The organism is Rhizobium sp. Rhizsp42 (assembly GCF_047304155.1).
Classification (GTDB): Bacteria; Pseudomonadota; Alphaproteobacteria; order Rhizobiales; family Rhizobiaceae; genus Rhizobium.
In genome coordinates this window covers 46,455-64,992 of sequence record NZ_JBGLYS010000005.1, presented here as the reverse complement: position 1 = coordinate 64,992, position 18,538 = coordinate 46,455, and the positions used below count along the sequence as shown (strand labels likewise).

The following is an 18,538-nucleotide window of genomic DNA, read 5'->3' as shown; positions in this document are numbered from 1 at the left end:
CGCGATGCCGCAACTCGAACTGACGGCCACACCCTCCCCCGATGACCTCGCGGTCATCGGTGAAACCCTCACCGCCTTCAACCACGTCGACGTCGGCCCGGCCGATCGCCGGACGCTGGCGGTGCTGATCCGCGACGGCGAGGGAACGGTTGTCGGCGGCCTCTCCGGCTACACCGCCTGGGGCTGGCTCTTCACCCAGCTGCTCTTCATCCCCGAAAACCAACGCGGCACCGGCCTCGCCGGCCGCCTGCTCTCCATGGCCGAACACGAAGCCGCCAATCGCGGCTGCCACGGCGCCTGGATCGACACCTTCAGCCCGCACGCACTGAAGGCCTATCTGAAACAGGGATACGAGATCTTCGGCGAGCTGCCGGAATTCCCGAAAGGCCGCACGCGGACGTTTCTGCGCAAGGCGCTGACGCCGCGGCCCTAAGCTCGCCGACTAAGCGAGCCGATCGATCAGCCGAGATTTGTGCGCCGAGATCGCCTCCAACCGCCCTGAGGTCTCGCTGTGATGCCGGAGCACAAGCTCATGCAGGCTGTTCATCTTGCGATTGAGCTTGGAAATCTCGGTCTCGACCGTGCTGAACTTGTCGATAGCGGCTTCGACCATGCCCAAGGTCCGTTTCTGACCATTGAACATGGCTTCCATGATTGCCAGCATTTTTGCCGTCTCGCTATCGCTCACGCGCGTCGATCCTTCTGACTTATTCAATATGGCATTGCGGCATGCAAAGAACAAGAAAGCGCCCCTTAGGCGATTGACGCCTGCCGCGTCTCCGAATCGATCGCCACCGCCGCCAGCGCCGAGACGACGAGGAAGCCGGCGAAGAGACCGATCGCAACGCCAAGCCCTTCTGAGACGACCAGCGCCATCAGCGACGGTGCGAGAAGTCCGCCAAGCCGCGCGACCGCACCCGCCGTACCCATGCCGGTCGCCCGCACCGCGGTCGGGTAGAGCTCCGGCGTATAGGCGTAGAGCGCGCCCCACGTCCCGAGCAGCGCGAAGCTCATGATCAGAAGCGATGCTCCGACCATGATATCGACACTGGAGACGACGAACAGCAGGCACCCCGCCGCCGACAGCAGGCAGAAGCCGATCAGCGTCGGCTTGCGGCCCCAGGCCTCGACGCCATAGGCGGCGAGCGCATAGCCGGGGATCTGCGCCAGCGCCACGAAAACCAAGAAGCCATAGCCCCGGACGAAGCCGAAGCCATCGCCAGCAAGCTTCGCCGGCATCCAGGTGAAGACACCGTAATAGGAGACCGACACCAGGAACCAGATCGCCAGGATCATCACAGTGCGGCGGCGAAGCGCGCCCGAAAACACGCCTTCGGAGGCCGCATGCGCCGGCGAGACCAGCTCGTCGTCGGCGCCAAGAACAGGCTTGCCGTTCGCCACCAGCACCCGGTTGATCGTCTTTTTCGCCTCCTCGCCGCAACCGCCGCGCAACAGATAGAGCGGCGATTCCGGCACGAACAAGCGCAGGCCGAGCCCGAGGATGGCAGGCACCGCCGTTACCGCGAAGATATAGCGCCAGGCGTCCTGAACGCCGGCAACGCTGGCAGCCCAGGCCGCAAGCGCCACGATCAGCGTCCCGATCGCCCAGAAACCCTCAAGCGCCACCAGCCAGCGGCCACGGCTTTTCGACGGCAGGAACTCCGCCATCATCGCATAATCGACCGGCAGCGTGCCGCCGACGGCCACACCGGTGAGAAAGCGCAGGACAAGCAGGATGGTGAAACTCGGCGCGAAAACCGACAGCGCCCCGAACACCGCGTCGCAGGCGACAGTGAGCAACAGCACATTGCGCCGCCCGACCTTGTCGGCCAGCCGGCCGAAGGCATAGGCGCCGATGAGCATCCCAAGGAAGAACAGCGTTCCCGTCTGCAGCGCCTGCGGCACCGTCAGCCCGAAACTCCCGGCGATCGAGGCGGCGGTGAAGCCGACCGCCAGCACCTGCATCGCATCCGCCGTCCAGACGAGACCAAAAATGCCGAGAAGCCGCCGTTGAAACGGTCCGGTCCCCGCGCGATCAAGCGCCTCGTCGATTGAAATGCGACTCATGCCCGTCCCCCTCAAGCCTATGAAAGACCACGCGAAGCGCGGCCTCCGTCATAGCTCAATAGAACAGATGGCCTATTTGCGCCAGCCGATCGTGCCCTTCAGCCGGCCATGCACGTCCTCGCCGAGCGGCACGACAAGCACCCGGCCTGGATCGACGGGCCCTGGAAAGGTCAGCGCGTTATAGGCGACCTTCTCGAAACCGAGCGGCCCGTAATAGGGCGGATCGCCGACGAGGATGACGGCCTCGGAGCCGTTGCGCTTGGCAGCCTCCACCGCGATCCGCACCAGTTCCCGGCCGATGCCGCGGTTCTTGTGCGAGGGGCGAACGGCGAGCGGGCCGAGCAGATGGCCGGGCACATCGCCGGCCATGACGGGCGTCATCCGGACAGACGCGATCGTCTCGCCGTCATCGGCGCAGATGAAGGACAGCGACAGGTCATGCGGCCCCTGCTCGCGGATGCGGGCGGCGGCGCGTGTGTGCCGGCCTGGGCCGAATGCTTCTTCGTTGATGTGTTCGATAGCGGCGTCGTGCGACGCGTCCTCAGTGAGGTAGACCAGATCGTGCTTGTGCATTAAGAGACAGAAACCGGATAGACAAAATGATGGGTTCTCGAACACGCCCTTGGGCGTTCGGGAGCATCAGCGTCGTCGCAGGGTTCTGTATGCGGACATCAAATCGGGTTCCTGAAATCGTGAAAAGGCCGATAGCAGGAAAAAAAACGGTCGTCTACGGGAAAACGTCACAGGCGAAGCCACCGCCGTCGAAACGGCGGTGGCAGCTGATATCATCCCCTCGGCCAGCGCTCGACCGTCTGGCCGCCGAACAGTCGGCTGGTCGGCATCTGGAAGATGAAATAAGGGTTGAGCAGCGGCAGCGCGCTTGCCTGCTCCAGCCTCTCAAGCATCGCCTCGTCGAAATCAACATCGAGCGAAGCAATGTTCTGCTGCAACTGCTCCACCCGGCTGGCGCCGATCAGCACCGAAGAGACGCCGGCGCGCCTCGCCACCCAGGCAAGCGCCACTTCGGCCGCCGACCGGCCGATCTCGGCCGCCACCGATGTCACGACATCGACCACATCGAAATTGCGCTCGGTAAACAGCATGCCACCGAAAGGATTGTCGCCGTTCAGCCGGCCATTGCTGCCGCTCTCCGATGTCTCCGAGGTCTTGTCCGGCAAGGCGGTGGCGCGCCCGGCCTCGGCCAGCATCTCGCGACCGTATTTGCCGGTCAAAAGACCCGCCGCAAGCGGGCTCCAGGGCACCATGCCAAGCCCGAACTCGGCGCCGGCAGGCATGAGGTCGAGCTCGACGCCGCGATCGATCAGCGAATAGGCATATTGCAGGCCGATCGGCTTCGGCAGCCCATGCGCTTCGGCAAGCGTCGCGATCCGCGCCACATACCAGGCGGGCGTGTTGGAAAAGCCATAATGCAGGATCTTGCCGGCGCGCACGGCATCGGAAAGCGTCTGCAACACTTCATCGGCGGGCGTCGTCTGGTCCCACACATGCATCCAGTACATGTCGATATAGTCGGTGCGCAGCCGCTTGAGCGATCCCTCGATGCCGAGGCGGATGTTCTTCGCCCCGTTGCCGCCCCAGAGCGGCGTGCCCGCGCCGCGCGGAAATCCCGATTTGGTCGCCACCACCAGCCGGTCGCGCTGCCCGCTGTCGGAGAGAAACGCGCCGAGCATCTCCTCGCTCTTCCCCGCCGAATAGATGTCGGCCATATCGATGAAATTGCCGCCGGCATCGACATAGGCGTCAAACAGCGCCCGCGAGGTCTGCTCGTTGGCGCCCCATCGCCCGGCGCCGAAGGTCATGGTGCCAAGCGCCAGCGGGCTGACGATCAGTCCCGAGCGGCCGAGGGTGCGATAGCTGGTAAGGTCCATATCCGTGCTCCTTGTTCACACCCGTCCATTTAGGCCGGCACAAGCCACGGGATTAGCGGTTGCCCGTCGCATGAACTTGTGAGCAGAATGCAGCAATGGAACGCGGAACGCTCAACGATCTCCTCGCCTTCGCCGCCGTCGCCCGCGAGCGCAGCTTTACCCGCGCTGCCGCCATCCTCGGCATGTCGCCCTCGGCGCTCAGCCACGCGATGCGCGGTCTGGAGGAGCGGCTGGGCGTCCGTCTGCTTGCCCGCACCACCCGCAGCGTGGCGCCGACGGAGGCCGGCGAGCGGCTTCTGCAATCGCTCAACCCGGCGCTATCAGGTATAGAAGGTGGCCTCGAGGCGCTGGCCGAATGGCGCGACAACCCCTCCGGCACCGTCCGCATCACCACCTTCGCCTACGCCGCCAGGATGGTGCTGGTGCCGAAGCTGCCCGCCTTCCTGCTCGCTCATCCCGACATCAACGTCGAGGTCATCATCCAGGACGGGCTGACGGATATCGTCGCCGCAGGCTTCGACGCCGGCATCCGCCTCGGCGAGACGGTGGCGAAGGACATGATCGCGGTGCGCGTCGGGCCTGAACTGCGCACCGTCGTGGTCGGCACGCCCTCCTATTTCGCCCGCATTCCGCCGCCGGAAACGCCCTACGATCTCGAGCGCCACGCCTGCATCGGCTACCGCTTGACGACCTCGGGCGGGCTGCTCCCCTGGGAGTTCGAGAAAGACGGCAAGGAGATCAAGATCCGCACCAGCGGCCCGCTTATCGTCAATGATGGCGAGCTTCCGGCAGCCGCCGTGCGCGCCGGCGTCGGGCTCGGCTATATGATGGAGCACGACGTGGCCGACGAGATCGCCTCCGGCGCGCTGGTGCAGGTGCTCGACGACTGGTGCCCGCCCTTCCCCGGCTTCCACCTCTACCACCCGAGCCGCCGCCAATCGCCGCCGGCGCTGCGCGCGCTGATCGCCGCCTTGAGCGTCAAGTAGCAATCGCACCGCCGGGCGCAATCGGCGCGTGACGCAGTGTTCAATCATTGCCCCACTGCAAAATCCGCCCGAGCGCGATATCTAACGGGCAACGAAAGATCGAAGGAGTAGACACCATGGGTATGCTGGTCGACGGCGTCTGGCAGGACGTCTGGTACGATACGAAGGAGACCAAGGGTCACTTCAAGCGCGCCGCCTCGCAGTTCCGCAACTGGATCACGCCGGATGGCAGCGCCGGTCCGTCGGGCAAGGAAGGCTTCAAGGCCGAGGCCGGGCGCTATCATCTTTACGTCTCGCTCGCCTGTCCCTGGGCGCACCGCACGCTGATCTTCCGCAAGCTGAAGCGGCTGGAAGACCTGATCTCGGTCTCCGTCGTGGATCCGCTGATGCTGGAAAAGGGCTGGGAATTCAAGGTCGGCGACGGCGCCACCGGCGATCCGCTCTTCGGCGCAAAGGCGCTCTCCGACATCTACGTGAAGGCCGACCCGCACTATTCCGGCCGCGTCACCGTGCCCGTCCTGTGGGACAAGAAGACCAACACCATCGTCAGCAACGAATCCGCCGAGATCATCCGCATGTTCAACAGCGCCTTCGACGCGCTGACCGGCTCGACCACCGATTTCTACCCGCAGGACCTACGCGGCGAGATCGACGATCTGAACGCGCTCGTCTACGACACCGTCAACAATGGCGTCTACAAGGCAGGCTTCGCCACCGCGCAGGACGCCTATTCGGAAAGCGTGCTCAAACTCTTCGAAACGCTCGACATGCTGGAAGAGCGCCTCGGCAAGGGCCGCTATCTGTTTGGCGACCGGCTGACGGAGGCCGACTGGCGGCTCTTCACCACGCTGGTGCGCTTCGACCCCGTCTATGTCGGCCACTTCAAGTGCAACATCCGCCGCATCGCCGATTACCCGAACCTCTCGGCCTATCTGCGCGATCTCTACCAGACATCAGGGATCAAGGAGACGGTCGACTTCCGCCACATCAAGGACCACTATTACCGCAGCCACAAGACGATCAACCCGACCGGTATCGTCCCCGTCGGCCCGGAATTGGACCTCGACCGCCCACACGGCCGCGGCGAACGCGCCGCCGCCTGAACGCAAGCTAAACCGCCCGACCTACCAGACCTGGTCGGGCTGCCGCTCCCCGGCGATCTCGGCAAGACGACGGTGTGTCGACGCCGTCGTCCCCTCCGGCAGCGCGTCGAGCGCGAAGAAACCGCATTCGACTATCTCGCGATCCGGCGCCCTTGGCGCCGTCTGCTCGACCTTGGCGCGGTAGAACACGACATGGTCGCGCCGCGTGGCCGAGGTATTGAGATAGACCTGAACGAGCTCCGGCCGTCCGACAATCACGAGATTGCCCTCCTCGCGCAACTCCTTGACGAGCGCATCCTCGGCCGTCTCGTTGCGCTCGATCCCGCCGCCCGGCATGTGCCAGCCGGGCACGTAGCTGTGCCGCACGAGAAAGACGTGGCCCCTGTCATCGAAGCAGGCGGCGCGCACGCCCATGGTCATGCCGCGCGCGAAGGCGAAGTAGATATGCACCACGCGCATCATCAGGCGCGATTGCCAGTGGCGGATTTCTTTCACGCGTCTTCCAATTCCATCAATCCGTTCAAGCAGATGTGCGAGGAGATGTGTTTGAAATACGGCTGCCGTGAGCTATGTGTGCACCCATGTTCAAGCTCGCGCACATTTCAGACGTCCATCTCGGGCCGCTGCCCCACATCTCTTTCCGTGAACTCTTTTCCAAGCGTATCACCGGCTTTGTGAACTGGCATCGCAATCGGCGCAAGCACCTTTTCGGCGGCACGCTGGATCTGCTGCTCGACGATATAAGAGAAAAGCAGCCGGATCACATGGCGATCACGGGCGACCTCGTCAATCTCGCAAGCGGACTTGAAATCCGTGCCGCGGCCGGCTGGCTGCGCGAACTCGGCGATCCCAGGGATTACTCCGTCGTTCCCGGCAATCACGACGCCTATGTGCCCGGCGCCTACGAAAAGTCGATGCGCGCCTGGTACGATAACGTGCGCGGCGATCTCGCCCCTGCCGAATGGCAGGAAAACAAGCACATCTTCCCCTATCTGCGCATTCGCGGAAAAGTCGCGATCGTCGGCTGCTCGACGGCGGTGGCAACGCCACCCTTCGCCGCCAGCGGCTTCTTCGGTGAAAGACAGGCCCGCGAGACGGTGAACATGCTGCGCGCAGCCGGCGAAGCAGGCCTGTTTCGCGTCGTCATGATCCACCATCCGCCGATCCGTGGCGCCACATCCTTCCACAAGCGCATGATCGGCATCCGCCGTTTCGCCGCCGTCATCTCCACCGGCGGCGCCGAGCTCGTGCTGCATGGCCACACGCATCTGAACACGGTGCACTGGCTGCGCGGCCAGACCGGACCGGTTCCTGTCGTCGGCATCGCCTCGGGCTCGCAAGGCCCCGGTGGTTCGAAGCCACCCGCCGCCTACAATCTCTTCAGCATCGATGGCTCCCCCGGCGCCTGGAGCCTCAAGGGCGAACGCTTCAGCCTCAGCCCGTCGGGCGACGACATCAACCCGGAAAGCGTCGATATCTTCAGGCTTTAGCGCCATTTCCGGAATCAGTTTCGCGGCAAGTTGAATCACTGCGCGAACTCAGGCGAAAAACGATAGATCGGGGCCGATCGCCTCTTGGTATTTCCCGATCTAGGCGTACACTCCTTATATTAGCGATCTTATATTCGGAGACGTCGCATGCCATCCACCACCCGTACGCTCCGCGGCCTGGCGCTCGCCGGCTGCCTCGCCCTCACCTTCTCTGCCCCCGCCTTCGCCGCAGGCGAAGAGACCGACGAAACCAAGCCGCCGCCAAAGACCGAAACCACCACCAAATGCGCCGACGGCAAGGTCTGGGACAAGAAGAAGAAGGAATGCGTCACGCCGAACAAGCAGACCTTCAACGACGACGATCTCTACAAGGCCGCCCGCGAATTCGCCTATGCCGGGCAGTACGACAACGCCATCACCGTGCTCAACCTCGCCCGCAACCAGAACGACCCGCGCATCCTGAACTATCTGGGCTACGCCAACCGAAAGGCCGGCCGTATGGAGCTTGGCATGTCCTATTATCGCAAGGCGCTGCAGGCCGACGGGAATTATATTCTCGCACGGTCATATATGGGCCAAGCTTTGATGGAACAGGGTGACGAGCAGGGCGCGCGCGTGCAGCTGGTCGAGATCCGCGACCGCGGCGGCGAGAACACCTGGGCCTACCGCTCGCTCCTTCAGTCGCTCCACGGCTACAGGACCTATTGAGCCCGAGGGATCACCCGAAAAAAGCTTTGGGAACCCGTGAGATAAGTGGCCTTTTGCTTGCGAAGCAGCGGCGATTTGTTTCATAAAGGACACAGAGACGATATAATTCGCACATGCGCCCGGTCACGGCTCCATAACGGCTCCCGATACCAGGCATTCACCTTGGGAAAACCATGCGTCAACCTGTGACGACCATCGACATCAGACGCGATCTAGTGGGTCTTCTGCCCCGGTTGCGGCGGTTCGCGATGACGCTCGCGGGTGATGCGGCGGGCGCCGACGAACTCGTCCAGGCCGGCTGTCAGCGGGCGATTGCCAAGAGCAATCAATGGCAGGGCGAAGGCCGGCTCGACAGCTGGGTCTACACGCTGATGCGCCAGCAATGGAGCGAAGACCACCGCAAGCGCAAGCCGCATGCGGTCAACAAGACCAACGTCACCGATATCCGCACGGCCACGCGCGACCGCGCCGCCATCATCGATTCGGATGCGATCCACCGGATGATCGCGGAGATGCCCGAGGGCATCGCCAGCGCCTTCCTGCTGGTTTCGATCGAAGGCCATGGCTACCAGCAGGCCGGCGACATCATGGGCGTCGCCCCCACCCTCATCATGTCGCAGCTGGCGCAGGCGAAACTGCACTTCGCCAGCCTCGCCGACGATCATTCCCACAGGTTCTGATTTGCTCGACTTCAAGAAACTGCCGCTCGATGCCCAGCTGACCGCCCTTCTCGATGGCGAGACGACGCCTGAGCAGAAGCACGAGCTGGAACAGCGCCTGGCAACCGACGACGGCGCGCGGCGGCTCTACGACAAGCTGCGCAACGGTGCCGATTTCGGCAAGCGCCGGCTCGACGACATCCTGAAGGAACCGGTTCCGCTGGCGCTGGTGCGCTCGATCAAGAGCGTGCAGCCGCCCAAGGCTCCGGTCGCGCCGCGTCAGTCGCGCCAGCCCTTCAAGTTCGCGCCGTCGGGCCCGCAGGCGCTGGTGGCCGCGATCGTGCTTTTGATCGCAGGCTGCGGCATCGGCTATATCGTCGGCGCCGGCCACACAGCGGCACAAACTGCGCAGGCCATCGATGCCGCGCAGACCAGCGAAGCGACGGAATGGCTGGGCGACATGCTCGCCAACCAGCGGCTGCTCGCGCGCCAGCCGCGCCACATCTTCGAAGTCCCGGCCACGCAGCCGGAAGAAATCTCCACCTGGCTCACCACCTCCGTCGGCGTCGCCTTCCGCGTCCCCGATCTCGTCGCCGAGGGATGGACCTTCCAGGGTGCTCGCGTGACGCTCGCCGGCGGCCGCCCGGTCGGCCAGCTGGTCTACACCAGCTCCGACGGCGACCTCGCCACCATCGCCTTCCGCAAGGACAACCAGCCTGAAGACACCGAAGATTTCAAGGAAACGATCCGCGACGAGATCGGCCTGGTCACCTGGCACAATGCCGGCACCTCCTACATGCTGATCGGCCCCTCCTCCGAGGCATCGCTCAGCCAACTCGCCATGCAGATCGCCACGGCGATTTGAACCGCCAGATTTAAAGCGCGCATAAAAAAGCGGGCGCCGCATGCGACGCCCGCTTCATGATTCCGTGGTCTACAATCAAGCCTTGCCGGCCCTCACATCAAGCACCCGGTTTGCCGCCGAGACGATCGCTTCCAGCGACGCGCCGACGATGTTGGTGCTGATGCCGGCGCCGAAGAGCTTGCCGCCCGGATAGGAAGTCTCGACATAGGAGATCGCCGAGGCGTTCGAGCCGTGTTGCAGCGAGTGCTCGGAATAATCCTGCACCGCCATCTCGACCCCGAGATACTCCGAGAGCGCATTGATGAAGCCATCGATCGGGCCGTTTCCGCGCCCTTCGATCGTCTTCGTCACACCGTTATCGGTGATCTCGGCGGAAACGACACGGACGCCCTTGCGCTCGGGATCGGCGAAGGTCTGGTGATCGACGAACTTGATGCGGCCCTTCGGCTGCGTCACGTAGCGCTCGATGAAGTGGTCGTAGATCCGCTTCGAAGGCAGCTCCTTACCCTCTTCGTCGGTGATCCGCTGGATCTCCTCGCGATACTCCACCTGCAGGTTGCGCGGCAGGTTGAGGCCGTAATCCTGCTGCAGGATATAGGCAATGCCGCCCTTGCCGGACTGCGAGTTGATGCGGATGATCGCCTCATAGGAACGGCCGACGTCCTGCGGATCGATCGGCAGATACGGCACTTCCCAGACCGGGTGGTTGGCGACCTTGATCGCCTTCATGCCCTTGTTGATCGCATCCTGGTGCGAGCCGGAGAAGGCCGTATAGACCAGTTCGCCGACATAAGGATGGCGCTCGCCGATCGGCATCTGGTTGGAATATTCGAACACGTCCTTCATGCGCACGATATCCGAGCAGTCGATCTCCGGATCCACACCCTGCGTGAACATGTTGAGCGCCATCGTCACGACGTCGACATTGCCGGTGCGCTCGCCATTGCCGAACAGCGTGCCCTCGACACGGTCGGCGCCCGCCAGCAAGGCCAGCTCGGCGGCGGCGATGCCGGTGCCGCGGTCGTTATGCGGGTGCAGCGAGATGATCAGGTTCTCGCGGTTGTCGAGATTGCGGCACATCCATTCGATCTGGTCGGCATAGACGTTCGGCGTCGCCATTTCGACGGTCGACGGCAGGTTGATGATCAGCTTGTTGTCGGGCGTCGGCTTCATCACCTCGATGACCGAGTTGCAGATGTCCAGCGCAACTTCCAGCTCGGTGCCGGTAAAGCTCTCCGGCGAATATTCGAAGCGATAGCCGCCGCCGGCCTTCGCCGCCATGTCGGAAATCATCTTCGCTGCATCGACCGCGATCTGCTTGATGCCGTTGACGTCCTTGGCGAACACCACGCGACGCTGCAGCTCGCTGGTCGAGTTGTAGAAATGCACGATCGGCTTGTTGGCGCCTTCCAGGGCTTCAAAGGTGCGCGTGATCAGCTCGGGGCGGCACTGTACCAGCACCTGCAGCGACACGTCCTCAGGCACATTGCCCTGCTCGACACACCAGCGCGCGAAGTCGAAATCGGTCTGCGAGGCCGACGGGAAGCCGATCTCGATTTCCTTAAAACCCATGTCGAGCAGCAGCTGGAACATCCGTGCCTTGCGGTCGTGGCCCATCGGGTCGACCAGAGCCTGGTTGCCGTCGCGCAGGTCCACCGAACACCAGATCGGCGCCTTGGTCAGCGTCTTGGTCGGCCATGTGCGATCGGGGATATTGACCTGCGGATAAGGGCGATACTTCATCGCCGCGTCAGGCATGCCGTGGGAGCGGGTCTTCGTGTCCATGTCTTCTCTTCCTATTCCCGTCATCTGGCCGCGTCATAGCGCATGGCCTGCCTGTTGGCGATGACGAATCCGGCGCAAAGCGTCCGGTTGATCGATTTTTGGGATATGTGAAGAGGAGCTATGGCCGGCGGGCTTTGGGCCGCCGGGCGCTCCTCAACGGACCCGGCAACCGCGCGTAAGGCCGAGGAGAAGAAGCGAGGTCAGGGCGCGCGTATTGTCGCGCAGGGCGATACGCCCGCGTGCAATCTGCTCAGAAATCATGATGCCCGTGCTCTTCATGCCGGCCTGTATAGCCGCCGCGCGAAAAACTGGCAAGTGCCCGATTATTTTTTCCGCATTTGCACAAATCGCTGCAACGCCATCATCAGCCCGCCGGCCAGGAGCCCCCAGAAGGCGCCGGAAATGCCGCCGAAGGACACGCCTGATGCCGTCACCAGGAATGTGATCGCCGCCGCTTCCCGCGTATCGGGTGCCTGAAAGGCGGCCATGGCTGAGCCGGAGAAGGCACCGACCAGCGCAAGACCGGCCACCGCCTGGATCAGGATCGGCGGTGCCAGCGCCACCGATGCGGTGACCGCACCCGCAAGCGGCCCGAGGATGAGATAGCAGACCCCGCAGACGATGACCGCCCAGTAGCGCCGCTTCGGATCGGGATGCGCGTCCGGCCCGGCGCACATGGCAGCCGTGATCGCCGCAAGATTGACGGCGTGGCCGCCAAAGGGGGCCGACAGCAGCGAGAAGAAGCCGGTGGAAGCAAAAAGCGACCCGGGCTTGGTCTCATAACCATTGACCTTCATCACCGCGATGCCTGGAATATTCTGCGAGGCCATGGTCACGATGAAGAGCGGCAGCGCGATCGACACGAAAGCCGGCACGTTGAACACCGGCATGACGAATTCTATTGTCGGCACCAGCGAGCGCTTGACCGTATCGAGCGCGCCCACGGGCACATCAACCCCGAAGACCACGACCAGCACGAAAGCCGCCAGCGCCGCCGGCACGGCCCAGAGCCGCTTGAAGGCACCGACGACGATCCAGGCAAGCACGATCGGCAGCCCGAGCAACGGATTGAACCCGACAGCCTTGACCGGCGCGAAGCAAAGCCCGATCAGCACGCCCGCAAGCATCGCATTGGCGAGCGGCGCCGGTATCGCCGCCACCGCCCGCCCCAGCGGCTTGAACAGCCCGGCAATGACGATCAGCAACGCGCAGATGATAAAGGCCCCGACAGCCGCATTGAACCCGCCCTCGACCACCCCGGTCGCGGCCAAAAGCGCGCCGCCCGGCGTCGACCAGGCCATGCTGATCGGCAACCTCGATGTGGCGCTGAGCACGATCGCGCAAAGCCCGAGCGAGACCGACAGCGCCATCAACCCCGAAGCCGCCTGCGCCTCCGTGGCGCCAACAGCCTGCAACCCGTGCAGCACGACGGCGAACGAACTGGCGAAACCGACAAAAGCGGTGAGAACGCCCATGAACAGGGCCTGCACGGAGAAGTCTTTAAGCATGCGGGGGACTCGGAGCGAAGAATGGCGTCATGCAGCCGTATCGCAAACGGGGGCGCAAGACCAGATACACCCACCACCCTCATTCTCGCCCTTGTGGCGGGAATCCAGCCGACGCGCGTCCGCGCGGCGAAAGACTCTTCCGGGCACAAGGCCGGGATGAAAAGAGATGCGCAAAAAAGCGCCCTCGCCCGCCATCATCCGGCAAGCGAGGGCGCTCTCATCTCAATCCGATCAGATGTCGCTCTGCGACGTCACGATGCGCGAGACCAGGCCGTAGGCCTTGGCTTCCTCGGCCGACAGCCAGTAGTCGCGGTCGGTGTCGGCGGCGATCTTTTCGTAGGACTGGCCCGTGGCGTCGGCCATGATCTTGTTCAGGCGCTCGTTCATCTTGATGATCTCGCGTGCCTGGATTTCGATGTCGGACGCCATGCCGCGCGTGCCGCCCGAGGGTTGGTGCAGCAGGAAGCGGGTGTTGGGCAGGCAAAGGCGCTGCTCCTTGGGCGCGGCGACATAGATCAGCGCGCCAGCAGAGGCGACCCAGCCGGTTCCGATCATCCAGACCTTCGGCTTGATGAACTTGATCATGTCGTGGATCGAATCGCCGGATTCGACGTGGCCGCCGGGCGAATTGACGTAGATGCGGATGTCTTCGTCGCTGGCCGCGGCAAGCGCCACGAGCTGCGAGCAGACCTTCTGCGCCAGTTCCTGGTTGATCGGTCCATAGATGAAGATGGAACGCGACTTGAAAAGGTTCGCCTCCGTTTCCTTGCCGAGCGGCAGTTCCTTCGTCTTGTCGTCCTGGTCTTCGTCGTTCATTCGAACCTCTCTCACGTAAATTCGGGTTCCCCGCACATAGTGCGACTCAATGCGTAAAACAATGCGTGAAAAAGACAAGCCACGGAACGGGTGAAGATATGGTTAGGGGTCATTGGCTTACTGAAATGTAACTTGTGGAGGCTTTGAAAAGTCTCAATCCGTTCCTACGTCCTTCTCAAGTGACCAACTTGAGACCACATGCGGGCCCAGAGCCAAAGGAGACAGCCGATGTCACCCGAAGAACGCCAACTCCTGACCGCCCTTTTCGAGCGCGTCCGCACCGCGGCCGCTACGCCGCGCGACCGCGACGCCGAACAGCTGGTCGAGCAAAGCACCCGCGAGCAGCCCTATGCGGCCTATTATCTGGCGCAGGCCGTGATCGTGCAGGAGAAGGGCCTCGAGGCCGCCGCCACTCACATCAAGGAGCTGGAAGAGCGCGTCCGCCAGCTGGAGGCGGATCAGAGCGACAGCCACAAGGCCGAGCAAGGCGGTGGGTTTCTTTCCTCCATCTTCGGCAGCAGCCAGCCGCCGCAGCAGCGGCAGCAGCCGGCACCTTCGGAAGCGGCATCAAGCGGCCCATGGGGCAGCGCCCCGCGCCAGCAGATCCGTGAGAACCAGGGCTTCGACACCGCCCCGCGCATGCAGCAGCAACCCTCAGGCCCCTGGAGCCCGCAAGCCCAGGCGCCGTCCGCCGGCGGCAGCTTCCTGCAGGGCGCGCTCGGCACCGCGGCCGGTGTTGCCGGCGGCATGCTGCTTGCCAATTCGCTGAGCGGCATCTTCAGCGGCAACCATATGTCGTCGCTCGGCCTCGGCTCTGGCGCGACACCAGCCAGCGCACCGACGGAAGAAACCGTCATCAACAACTACTACAACAATGACGGCGGCAGCCAGCAGGCCTCCAACGATGCCGACAACACGCGCCAGGTCGCCGATAACAGCGACAGCAACAATGACGACAGCGGCCTGCAGCAGGCCGATTATGATAACGACGACGACAATTTCGACGATCAGTCCGACTTCGGCAGCGACGACAGCTTCAACGTCTGACGATCGCCCCGAACGCGTCAGGGGCCGCGCTGAAGCGGCCCCCGCCAAACAGCGCCTTACGCACCCTTATTGCGACGAAGCCTGCAACTGCGGGCCGGCAAGCAGCAGATCGCGCCATGCAGCCGCAACCTTCTCGGCGCCCGAGCCGCCGATGTGGCAATCATCGTAGCGATCGTCACCGGTGAGCAACGCGTCCGAGTTCACGCCCTGGACGATGCCGTTTCCGCTCTTCGGCAAGGCAAGCTGCGCCCGCAGGATGGGATTGTCGTCCGTATGCTGTTTGAAACCGCCATTGGCGGGTTCGAGGCATCTGGTCGCCACCGAGATATAGACAGGCGCCGCGACCCCAAGCCCGCGCAGCGTCCCCACCATCGACAGAAAGCGCTGTTCGTATACCTCCGTGCTGGTGCCCTTGACGAAATCGGCCTCGCCCTGCACCCAAAGCACGTTGGTCACGCGATAGCCGGCGTCGTGAAGCTTCTTCGTGCTGTCGGCCAGCACAGGGTTGATATCCCCGCCTTCGGCCCAGCGCGCCACCTCGGAGCCGGAATAGGCAACCGGCGCGATGATGACATTGTCATAGCGTCCGGATGCGATCAGCGAATTGCCGACCTCCGTCCAATATTCGCCCTTGGTATCCGTCGAGCCGAGAAGCGGCGATGCGGCGGTAAAGCAATGGCCGTCGAATTCATTGATCACGCGCTCGCCATACATCGACCGGTGCCGCTGGCCGCCGTCATTGGCGGCGTTCGACTGCCCGAGAACCAGGAGAACAGCGGTTCGATCGGTCTGGGCGGGGCATGCGACCGCCGTCTTCGTCTCGTCTCCAATCAGACGCTCCTTGTCGTCGAACGTATAGCGGCTCGGAGGCGGCGGTTCGGGGGCGACGAATTGATGTTTCAGCGCTGAAAACTGGGGCCAGGGAAACATTTCGTGCCGCGCACTCATGCCACCGGAGATGAACACCGCAAGCAATGCGGCGCATCCGAAAACGAGATTTCGAAACATCCGATCGTCCAATTCTGGAAAGCATCAAGGCTGTCAGTAGGCCCCGCCGCTCGCAATTGCCTACCCGCTCAAATTGTCTTTGAGCACAGTAGATATGAAACTCAGGACTGCAATTACCCTGATTGGATGAGGCTCATACAAATGAACGAGGCGATCTATACAATCCTAACTTGACCGTGGCGTCGTTGTCGCAACGCAGCCGTATGCAAGCTTTCGGTGCATGCGGCCCGCGACCGATTGATAAGCCCCCGCCGCATCGATAAGGTCCGCCGCAATCATCGCACCAAAAAACCGACATCGGACGACAGAGCATTGAAAACCCTCATCATCAGCCGCAAGGCCGAGGAAACAAGGCGTCGCTTTCAGACGCGGCAGATGCAGGCGCTGGGCCTCGATTTCGAGTTTCTGGATGCCTTCGAGGCCCGCGACCTCACACCGGAGGAGTGCCAGAAGGCCGCCGACAGCTGGCCGAGCCCGACGCTGCGAGAAGACGTCGCCTGCTTCACCTCGCACCGCATCGCCTGGCGCAGGATCATCGACAGCAATCAGCGGATGCTGATCCTGGAAGACGACGCCGTGCTGTCGGAGAGTTTCGCGCAAGCCCTTGCCAGCATCGAAGCGCGCCCTGATGGCGACGATATCGCCTACGATCTCGAATTCGCGCCACGCGATCATATCGTCGCAAAACATCCGCTCTGGACCGACGGTGTCTATAGCGCCCGGCGCGTGTTCCAGAACCGCGTCGGCACCGCCGGTTATGTCATCGGCCCCGGTGCCGCCGCGCGCATGTTGAAGGACACCGAGACCTATGGCCTGCTCGACGCCTATATGTGGCACCGCGCCTGGCTGAAGGCCTACCAGATCGAGCCCGCCCCGGTCATCCAGATGCAGTTTCTCGACGGCAGCGCCGACAAGGCGGCCTTCATCCGCAAATCGATCGACCGCGCCTTCACACCCAGCAAGCTGCGCAAGAACCTGCTCAGGCTGAAGCTGGAAGCCGTAAAGGCCCGCAACCTCATCCGTGGCTGGCTTGGTGGCGAGAAGCGCCCGCTGCGCATGGACCGGGCAAGCTTCCCGCCCGATCCCGCCAAATCATCCGACTAAACTCAGCCGCGGCCGATCAACCACGACCACGATAGGTCGCGACACCCTGGTCGGGCAGCCAAACGCCCTCGGGCGGCTTGCCGGTCTGCCAGAACACGTCGATCGGGATGCCGCCGCGCGGATACCAGTAGGCGCCGATCCTGAGCCACTTCGGATCGAGCAGCTCGACCAGACGCTTGGCGATATAGATCGAGCAATCCTCGTGGAAGGCGCCGTGGTTGCGGAAGGAGTGCAGGAAGAGCTTTAGCGCCTTGGATTCCACCAGCCATTCGTTCGGGATGTAATCGATGACGATATGGGCGAAATCCGGCTGCCCGGTCATCGGGCAGAGCGAGGTGAATTCGGGCGCGGTGAAGCGCACGACATAATCGGTGCCGGCATTGCTGGCGGGCACTTTTTCCAGCACCGCCGTTTCGGGCGAGGTCGGCGCTTCGGTCTGTTTTCCCAGCATGGACAGGCTGGAGACGTCTGTATTGGGCATTCAAGCCTCCTTGATGACTTTGACGCGGATGCCGTGGGCCTTTTCGCCCTCCGGCTCGACGTGAATGGCGATGCTGGAGCCCGGATGCACGGCACGAATGGCATCCTCAAGGCGATCGCAGATATCGTGCGCCTGCCTTACAGACATTGCGGCCGGCACGACAAGATGGAAATCGATGAAAGTGACGGCGCCGGCGCGCCGCGTCTTCAGATCATGCACCCCAAGCGACCCCGTCGCATGCGTGGCGATGGCAGCCTTGATCGCCTCTTCCTCCTGCGGCTCGACCGCCTGATCCATCAGCCCGCCGATCGAATGCGAAATCACCTTCCAGCCCTGATAGAGAATGTTGATCGCGACCAGAATGGCGAGGATGGGGTCGAAGATCGCATAGCCGGTGGCAATCGCCAGAAGCAGGCCGATCAGCACGCCGACAGAGGTGACGACGTCAGACATGATATGCTGGCCATCGGCCGTCAGCGCCGCCGAGCGATACTTGCGCCCTGTGGTGATCAAAAGCCGCGCCCAGACCGCGTTGATCACGCCGGCCGCGAAGTTGATGGCAAGACCCAGCACCGGCGCCTCGAGCATGCGGGGATCGGCCAGATGCCCCACCGCCTCGTTGACGATCAGAAGTGCGGCGACAACGATCAGCACGCCCTCGGTGACCGCCGAGAGATACTCCGCCTTGTGGTGCCCGAAGGGATGGTCATGATCCGCCGGCTTCTGCGCATAGCGGATGACGAAGAAGGCGATGAAGGCGGCAACGACGTTGACCGTCGATTCCAGCCCGTCCGACAAAAGCGCCACCGACCCTGTGACCCACCATGCCACCATCTTCAGGCCCATGACCCCAAGCGACATCGGAATGCCCCAGAATGCCAGCTTCCGAACCGTAAGGTTTCCCTGTTCGCTCATCTCTGTCCCTCTGCCTTCTTGATGTCCAAATGCCTGTGCGGATGCGAACGAATTGCAGAAACAACGCCATTCAAACGCAAAACCGCCCGCGCGAAAATCGCGCAGGC

The 18,538-nt window shown here is 63.2% G+C and carries 20 protein-coding genes; 9 read left to right on the top strand and 11 right to left on the bottom strand.

Annotation, left to right across the window (positions count from 1 at the left end):
- Positions 1-4: 4 nt before the first annotated feature.
- Positions 5-433 (top strand): GNAT family N-acetyltransferase, encoded by a 429-nt coding sequence (locus ACCD05_RS07545; RefSeq protein ID WP_413391974.1) that lies wholly within the window; start codon positions 5-7, stop codon positions 431-433.
- Between the two features lie 9 nt (positions 434-442).
- On the opposite strand, the gene ACCD05_RS07540 is transcribed toward ACCD05_RS07545, so the two are convergent.
- The 4 genes from ACCD05_RS07540 to ACCD05_RS07525 all read right to left on the bottom strand — a co-directional run bounded on the left by ACCD05_RS07540 (position 443) and on the right by ACCD05_RS07525 (position 3,956).
- Complete coding sequence (locus tag ACCD05_RS07540) at positions 443-688, bottom strand: hypothetical protein (protein ID WP_413391973.1); 246 nt, start codon at positions 686-688, stop codon at positions 443-445.
- 65 nt (positions 689-753) lie between these two features.
- Positions 754-2,067 carry an MFS transporter gene (locus ACCD05_RS07535; RefSeq protein ID WP_413391972.1) on the bottom strand — a complete coding sequence of 438 codons (1,314 nt, stop codon included), beginning with the start codon at positions 2,065-2,067 and terminating at the stop codon, positions 754-756.
- Between the two features lie 72 nt (positions 2,068-2,139).
- Positions 2,140-2,640, bottom strand: coding sequence for a GNAT family N-acetyltransferase (locus tag ACCD05_RS07530; RefSeq protein WP_111562890.1), 501 nt, complete (start codon positions 2,638-2,640; stop codon positions 2,140-2,142).
- Between the two features lie 212 nt (positions 2,641-2,852).
- Positions 2,853-3,956 (bottom strand): aldo/keto reductase, encoded by a 1,104-nt coding sequence (locus tag ACCD05_RS07525; RefSeq protein WP_413391971.1) that lies wholly within the window; start codon positions 3,954-3,956, stop codon positions 2,853-2,855.
- 95 nt (positions 3,957-4,051) lie between these two features.
- Between ACCD05_RS07525 and ACCD05_RS07520 the strand changes: the two genes are divergently transcribed.
- Both ACCD05_RS07520 and ACCD05_RS07515 read left to right on the top strand, forming a co-directional pair.
- On the top strand, positions 4,052-4,942 hold the full coding sequence (locus tag ACCD05_RS07520) for a LysR family transcriptional regulator (protein ID WP_413391970.1): 891 nt from the start codon (positions 4,052-4,054) through the stop codon (positions 4,940-4,942).
- Between the two features lie 116 nt (positions 4,943-5,058).
- Entirely contained in the window at positions 5,059-6,045 is a 987-nt protein-coding gene (locus ACCD05_RS07515) for a glutathione S-transferase family protein (RefSeq protein WP_413391969.1), read from the top strand.
- A 21-nt stretch (positions 6,046-6,066) separates the two neighbouring features.
- Here ACCD05_RS07515 and ACCD05_RS07510 read toward each other — a convergent pair whose 3' ends face one another.
- Positions 6,067-6,504 (bottom strand): NUDIX domain-containing protein, encoded by a 438-nt coding sequence (locus tag ACCD05_RS07510; protein WP_413392074.1) that lies wholly within the window; start codon positions 6,502-6,504, stop codon positions 6,067-6,069.
- Positions 6,505-6,626: 122 nt separating this feature from the next.
- Between ACCD05_RS07510 and ACCD05_RS07505 the strand changes: the two genes are divergently transcribed.
- The 4 genes from ACCD05_RS07505 to ACCD05_RS07490 all read left to right on the top strand — a co-directional run bounded on the left by ACCD05_RS07505 (position 6,627) and on the right by ACCD05_RS07490 (position 9,767).
- Positions 6,627-7,535 carry a metallophosphoesterase family protein gene (locus ACCD05_RS07505; RefSeq protein WP_112941095.1) on the top strand — a complete coding sequence of 303 codons (909 nt, stop codon included), beginning with the start codon at positions 6,627-6,629 and terminating at the stop codon, positions 7,533-7,535.
- Positions 7,536-7,682: 147 nt separating this feature from the next.
- On the top strand, positions 7,683-8,243 hold the full coding sequence (locus ACCD05_RS07500) for a tetratricopeptide repeat protein (protein WP_209235004.1): 561 nt from the start codon (positions 7,683-7,685) through the stop codon (positions 8,241-8,243).
- A gap of 173 nt (positions 8,244-8,416) precedes the next feature.
- Positions 8,417-8,923, top strand: coding sequence for an RNA polymerase sigma factor (locus ACCD05_RS07495; protein ID WP_018897343.1), 507 nt, complete (start codon positions 8,417-8,419; stop codon positions 8,921-8,923).
- A gap of 1 nt (position 8,924) precedes the next feature.
- Complete coding sequence (locus ACCD05_RS07490) at positions 8,925-9,767, top strand: anti-sigma factor family protein (protein ID WP_413391968.1); 843 nt, start codon at positions 8,925-8,927, stop codon at positions 9,765-9,767.
- A 75-nt stretch (positions 9,768-9,842) separates the two neighbouring features.
- On the opposite strand, the gene leuA is transcribed toward ACCD05_RS07490, so the two are convergent.
- The 3 genes from leuA to ACCD05_RS07475 form a co-directional block, all read right to left on the bottom strand.
- A complete protein-coding gene (leuA, locus tag ACCD05_RS07485; RefSeq protein ID WP_413391967.1) occupies positions 9,843-11,552 on the bottom strand; it encodes a 2-isopropylmalate synthase in 1,710 nt (569 codons plus the stop codon).
- Positions 11,553-11,875: 323 nt separating this feature from the next.
- Entirely contained in the window at positions 11,876-13,060 is a 1,185-nt protein-coding gene (locus ACCD05_RS07480) for a benzoate/H(+) symporter BenE family transporter (RefSeq protein ID WP_413391966.1), read from the bottom strand.
- Between the two features lie 231 nt (positions 13,061-13,291).
- Positions 13,292-13,876 carry an ATP-dependent Clp protease proteolytic subunit gene (locus ACCD05_RS07475; protein ID WP_018897336.1) on the bottom strand — a complete coding sequence of 195 codons (585 nt, stop codon included), beginning with the start codon at positions 13,874-13,876 and terminating at the stop codon, positions 13,292-13,294.
- 228 nt (positions 13,877-14,104) lie between these two features.
- Between ACCD05_RS07475 and ACCD05_RS07470 the strand changes: the two genes are divergently transcribed.
- Positions 14,105-14,923, top strand: coding sequence for a DUF2076 domain-containing protein (locus ACCD05_RS07470; RefSeq protein ID WP_413391965.1), 819 nt, complete (start codon positions 14,105-14,107; stop codon positions 14,921-14,923).
- Between the two features lie 66 nt (positions 14,924-14,989).
- On the opposite strand, the gene ACCD05_RS07465 is transcribed toward ACCD05_RS07470, so the two are convergent.
- The gene (locus tag ACCD05_RS07465) at positions 14,990-15,931 is read right to left on the bottom strand and encodes a sialate O-acetylesterase (RefSeq protein ID WP_413391964.1); all 942 of its coding nucleotides are present in this window, start codon (positions 15,929-15,931) and stop codon (positions 14,990-14,992) included.
- Between the two features lie 312 nt (positions 15,932-16,243).
- Here ACCD05_RS07465 and ACCD05_RS07460 point away from each other — a divergent pair, with 312 nt between their 5' ends.
- Positions 16,244-17,035, top strand: a complete 792-nt coding sequence (locus tag ACCD05_RS07460) for a glycosyltransferase family 25 protein (protein WP_413391963.1) — start codon at positions 16,244-16,246, stop codon at positions 17,033-17,035.
- A 16-nt stretch (positions 17,036-17,051) separates the two neighbouring features.
- Here the strand turns inward: ACCD05_RS07460 and queF are convergent, their stop codons facing one another.
- Positions 17,052-17,516, bottom strand: coding sequence for a preQ(1) synthase (queF, locus tag ACCD05_RS07455; RefSeq protein WP_047506178.1), 465 nt, complete (start codon positions 17,514-17,516; stop codon positions 17,052-17,054).
- Entirely contained in the window at positions 17,517-18,431 is a 915-nt protein-coding gene (gene emfA / locus ACCD05_RS07450) for a CDF family cation efflux transporter EmfA (RefSeq protein WP_047506180.1), read from the bottom strand. It lies immediately after the preceding gene.
- Positions 18,432-18,538 lie beyond the last annotated feature (107 nt).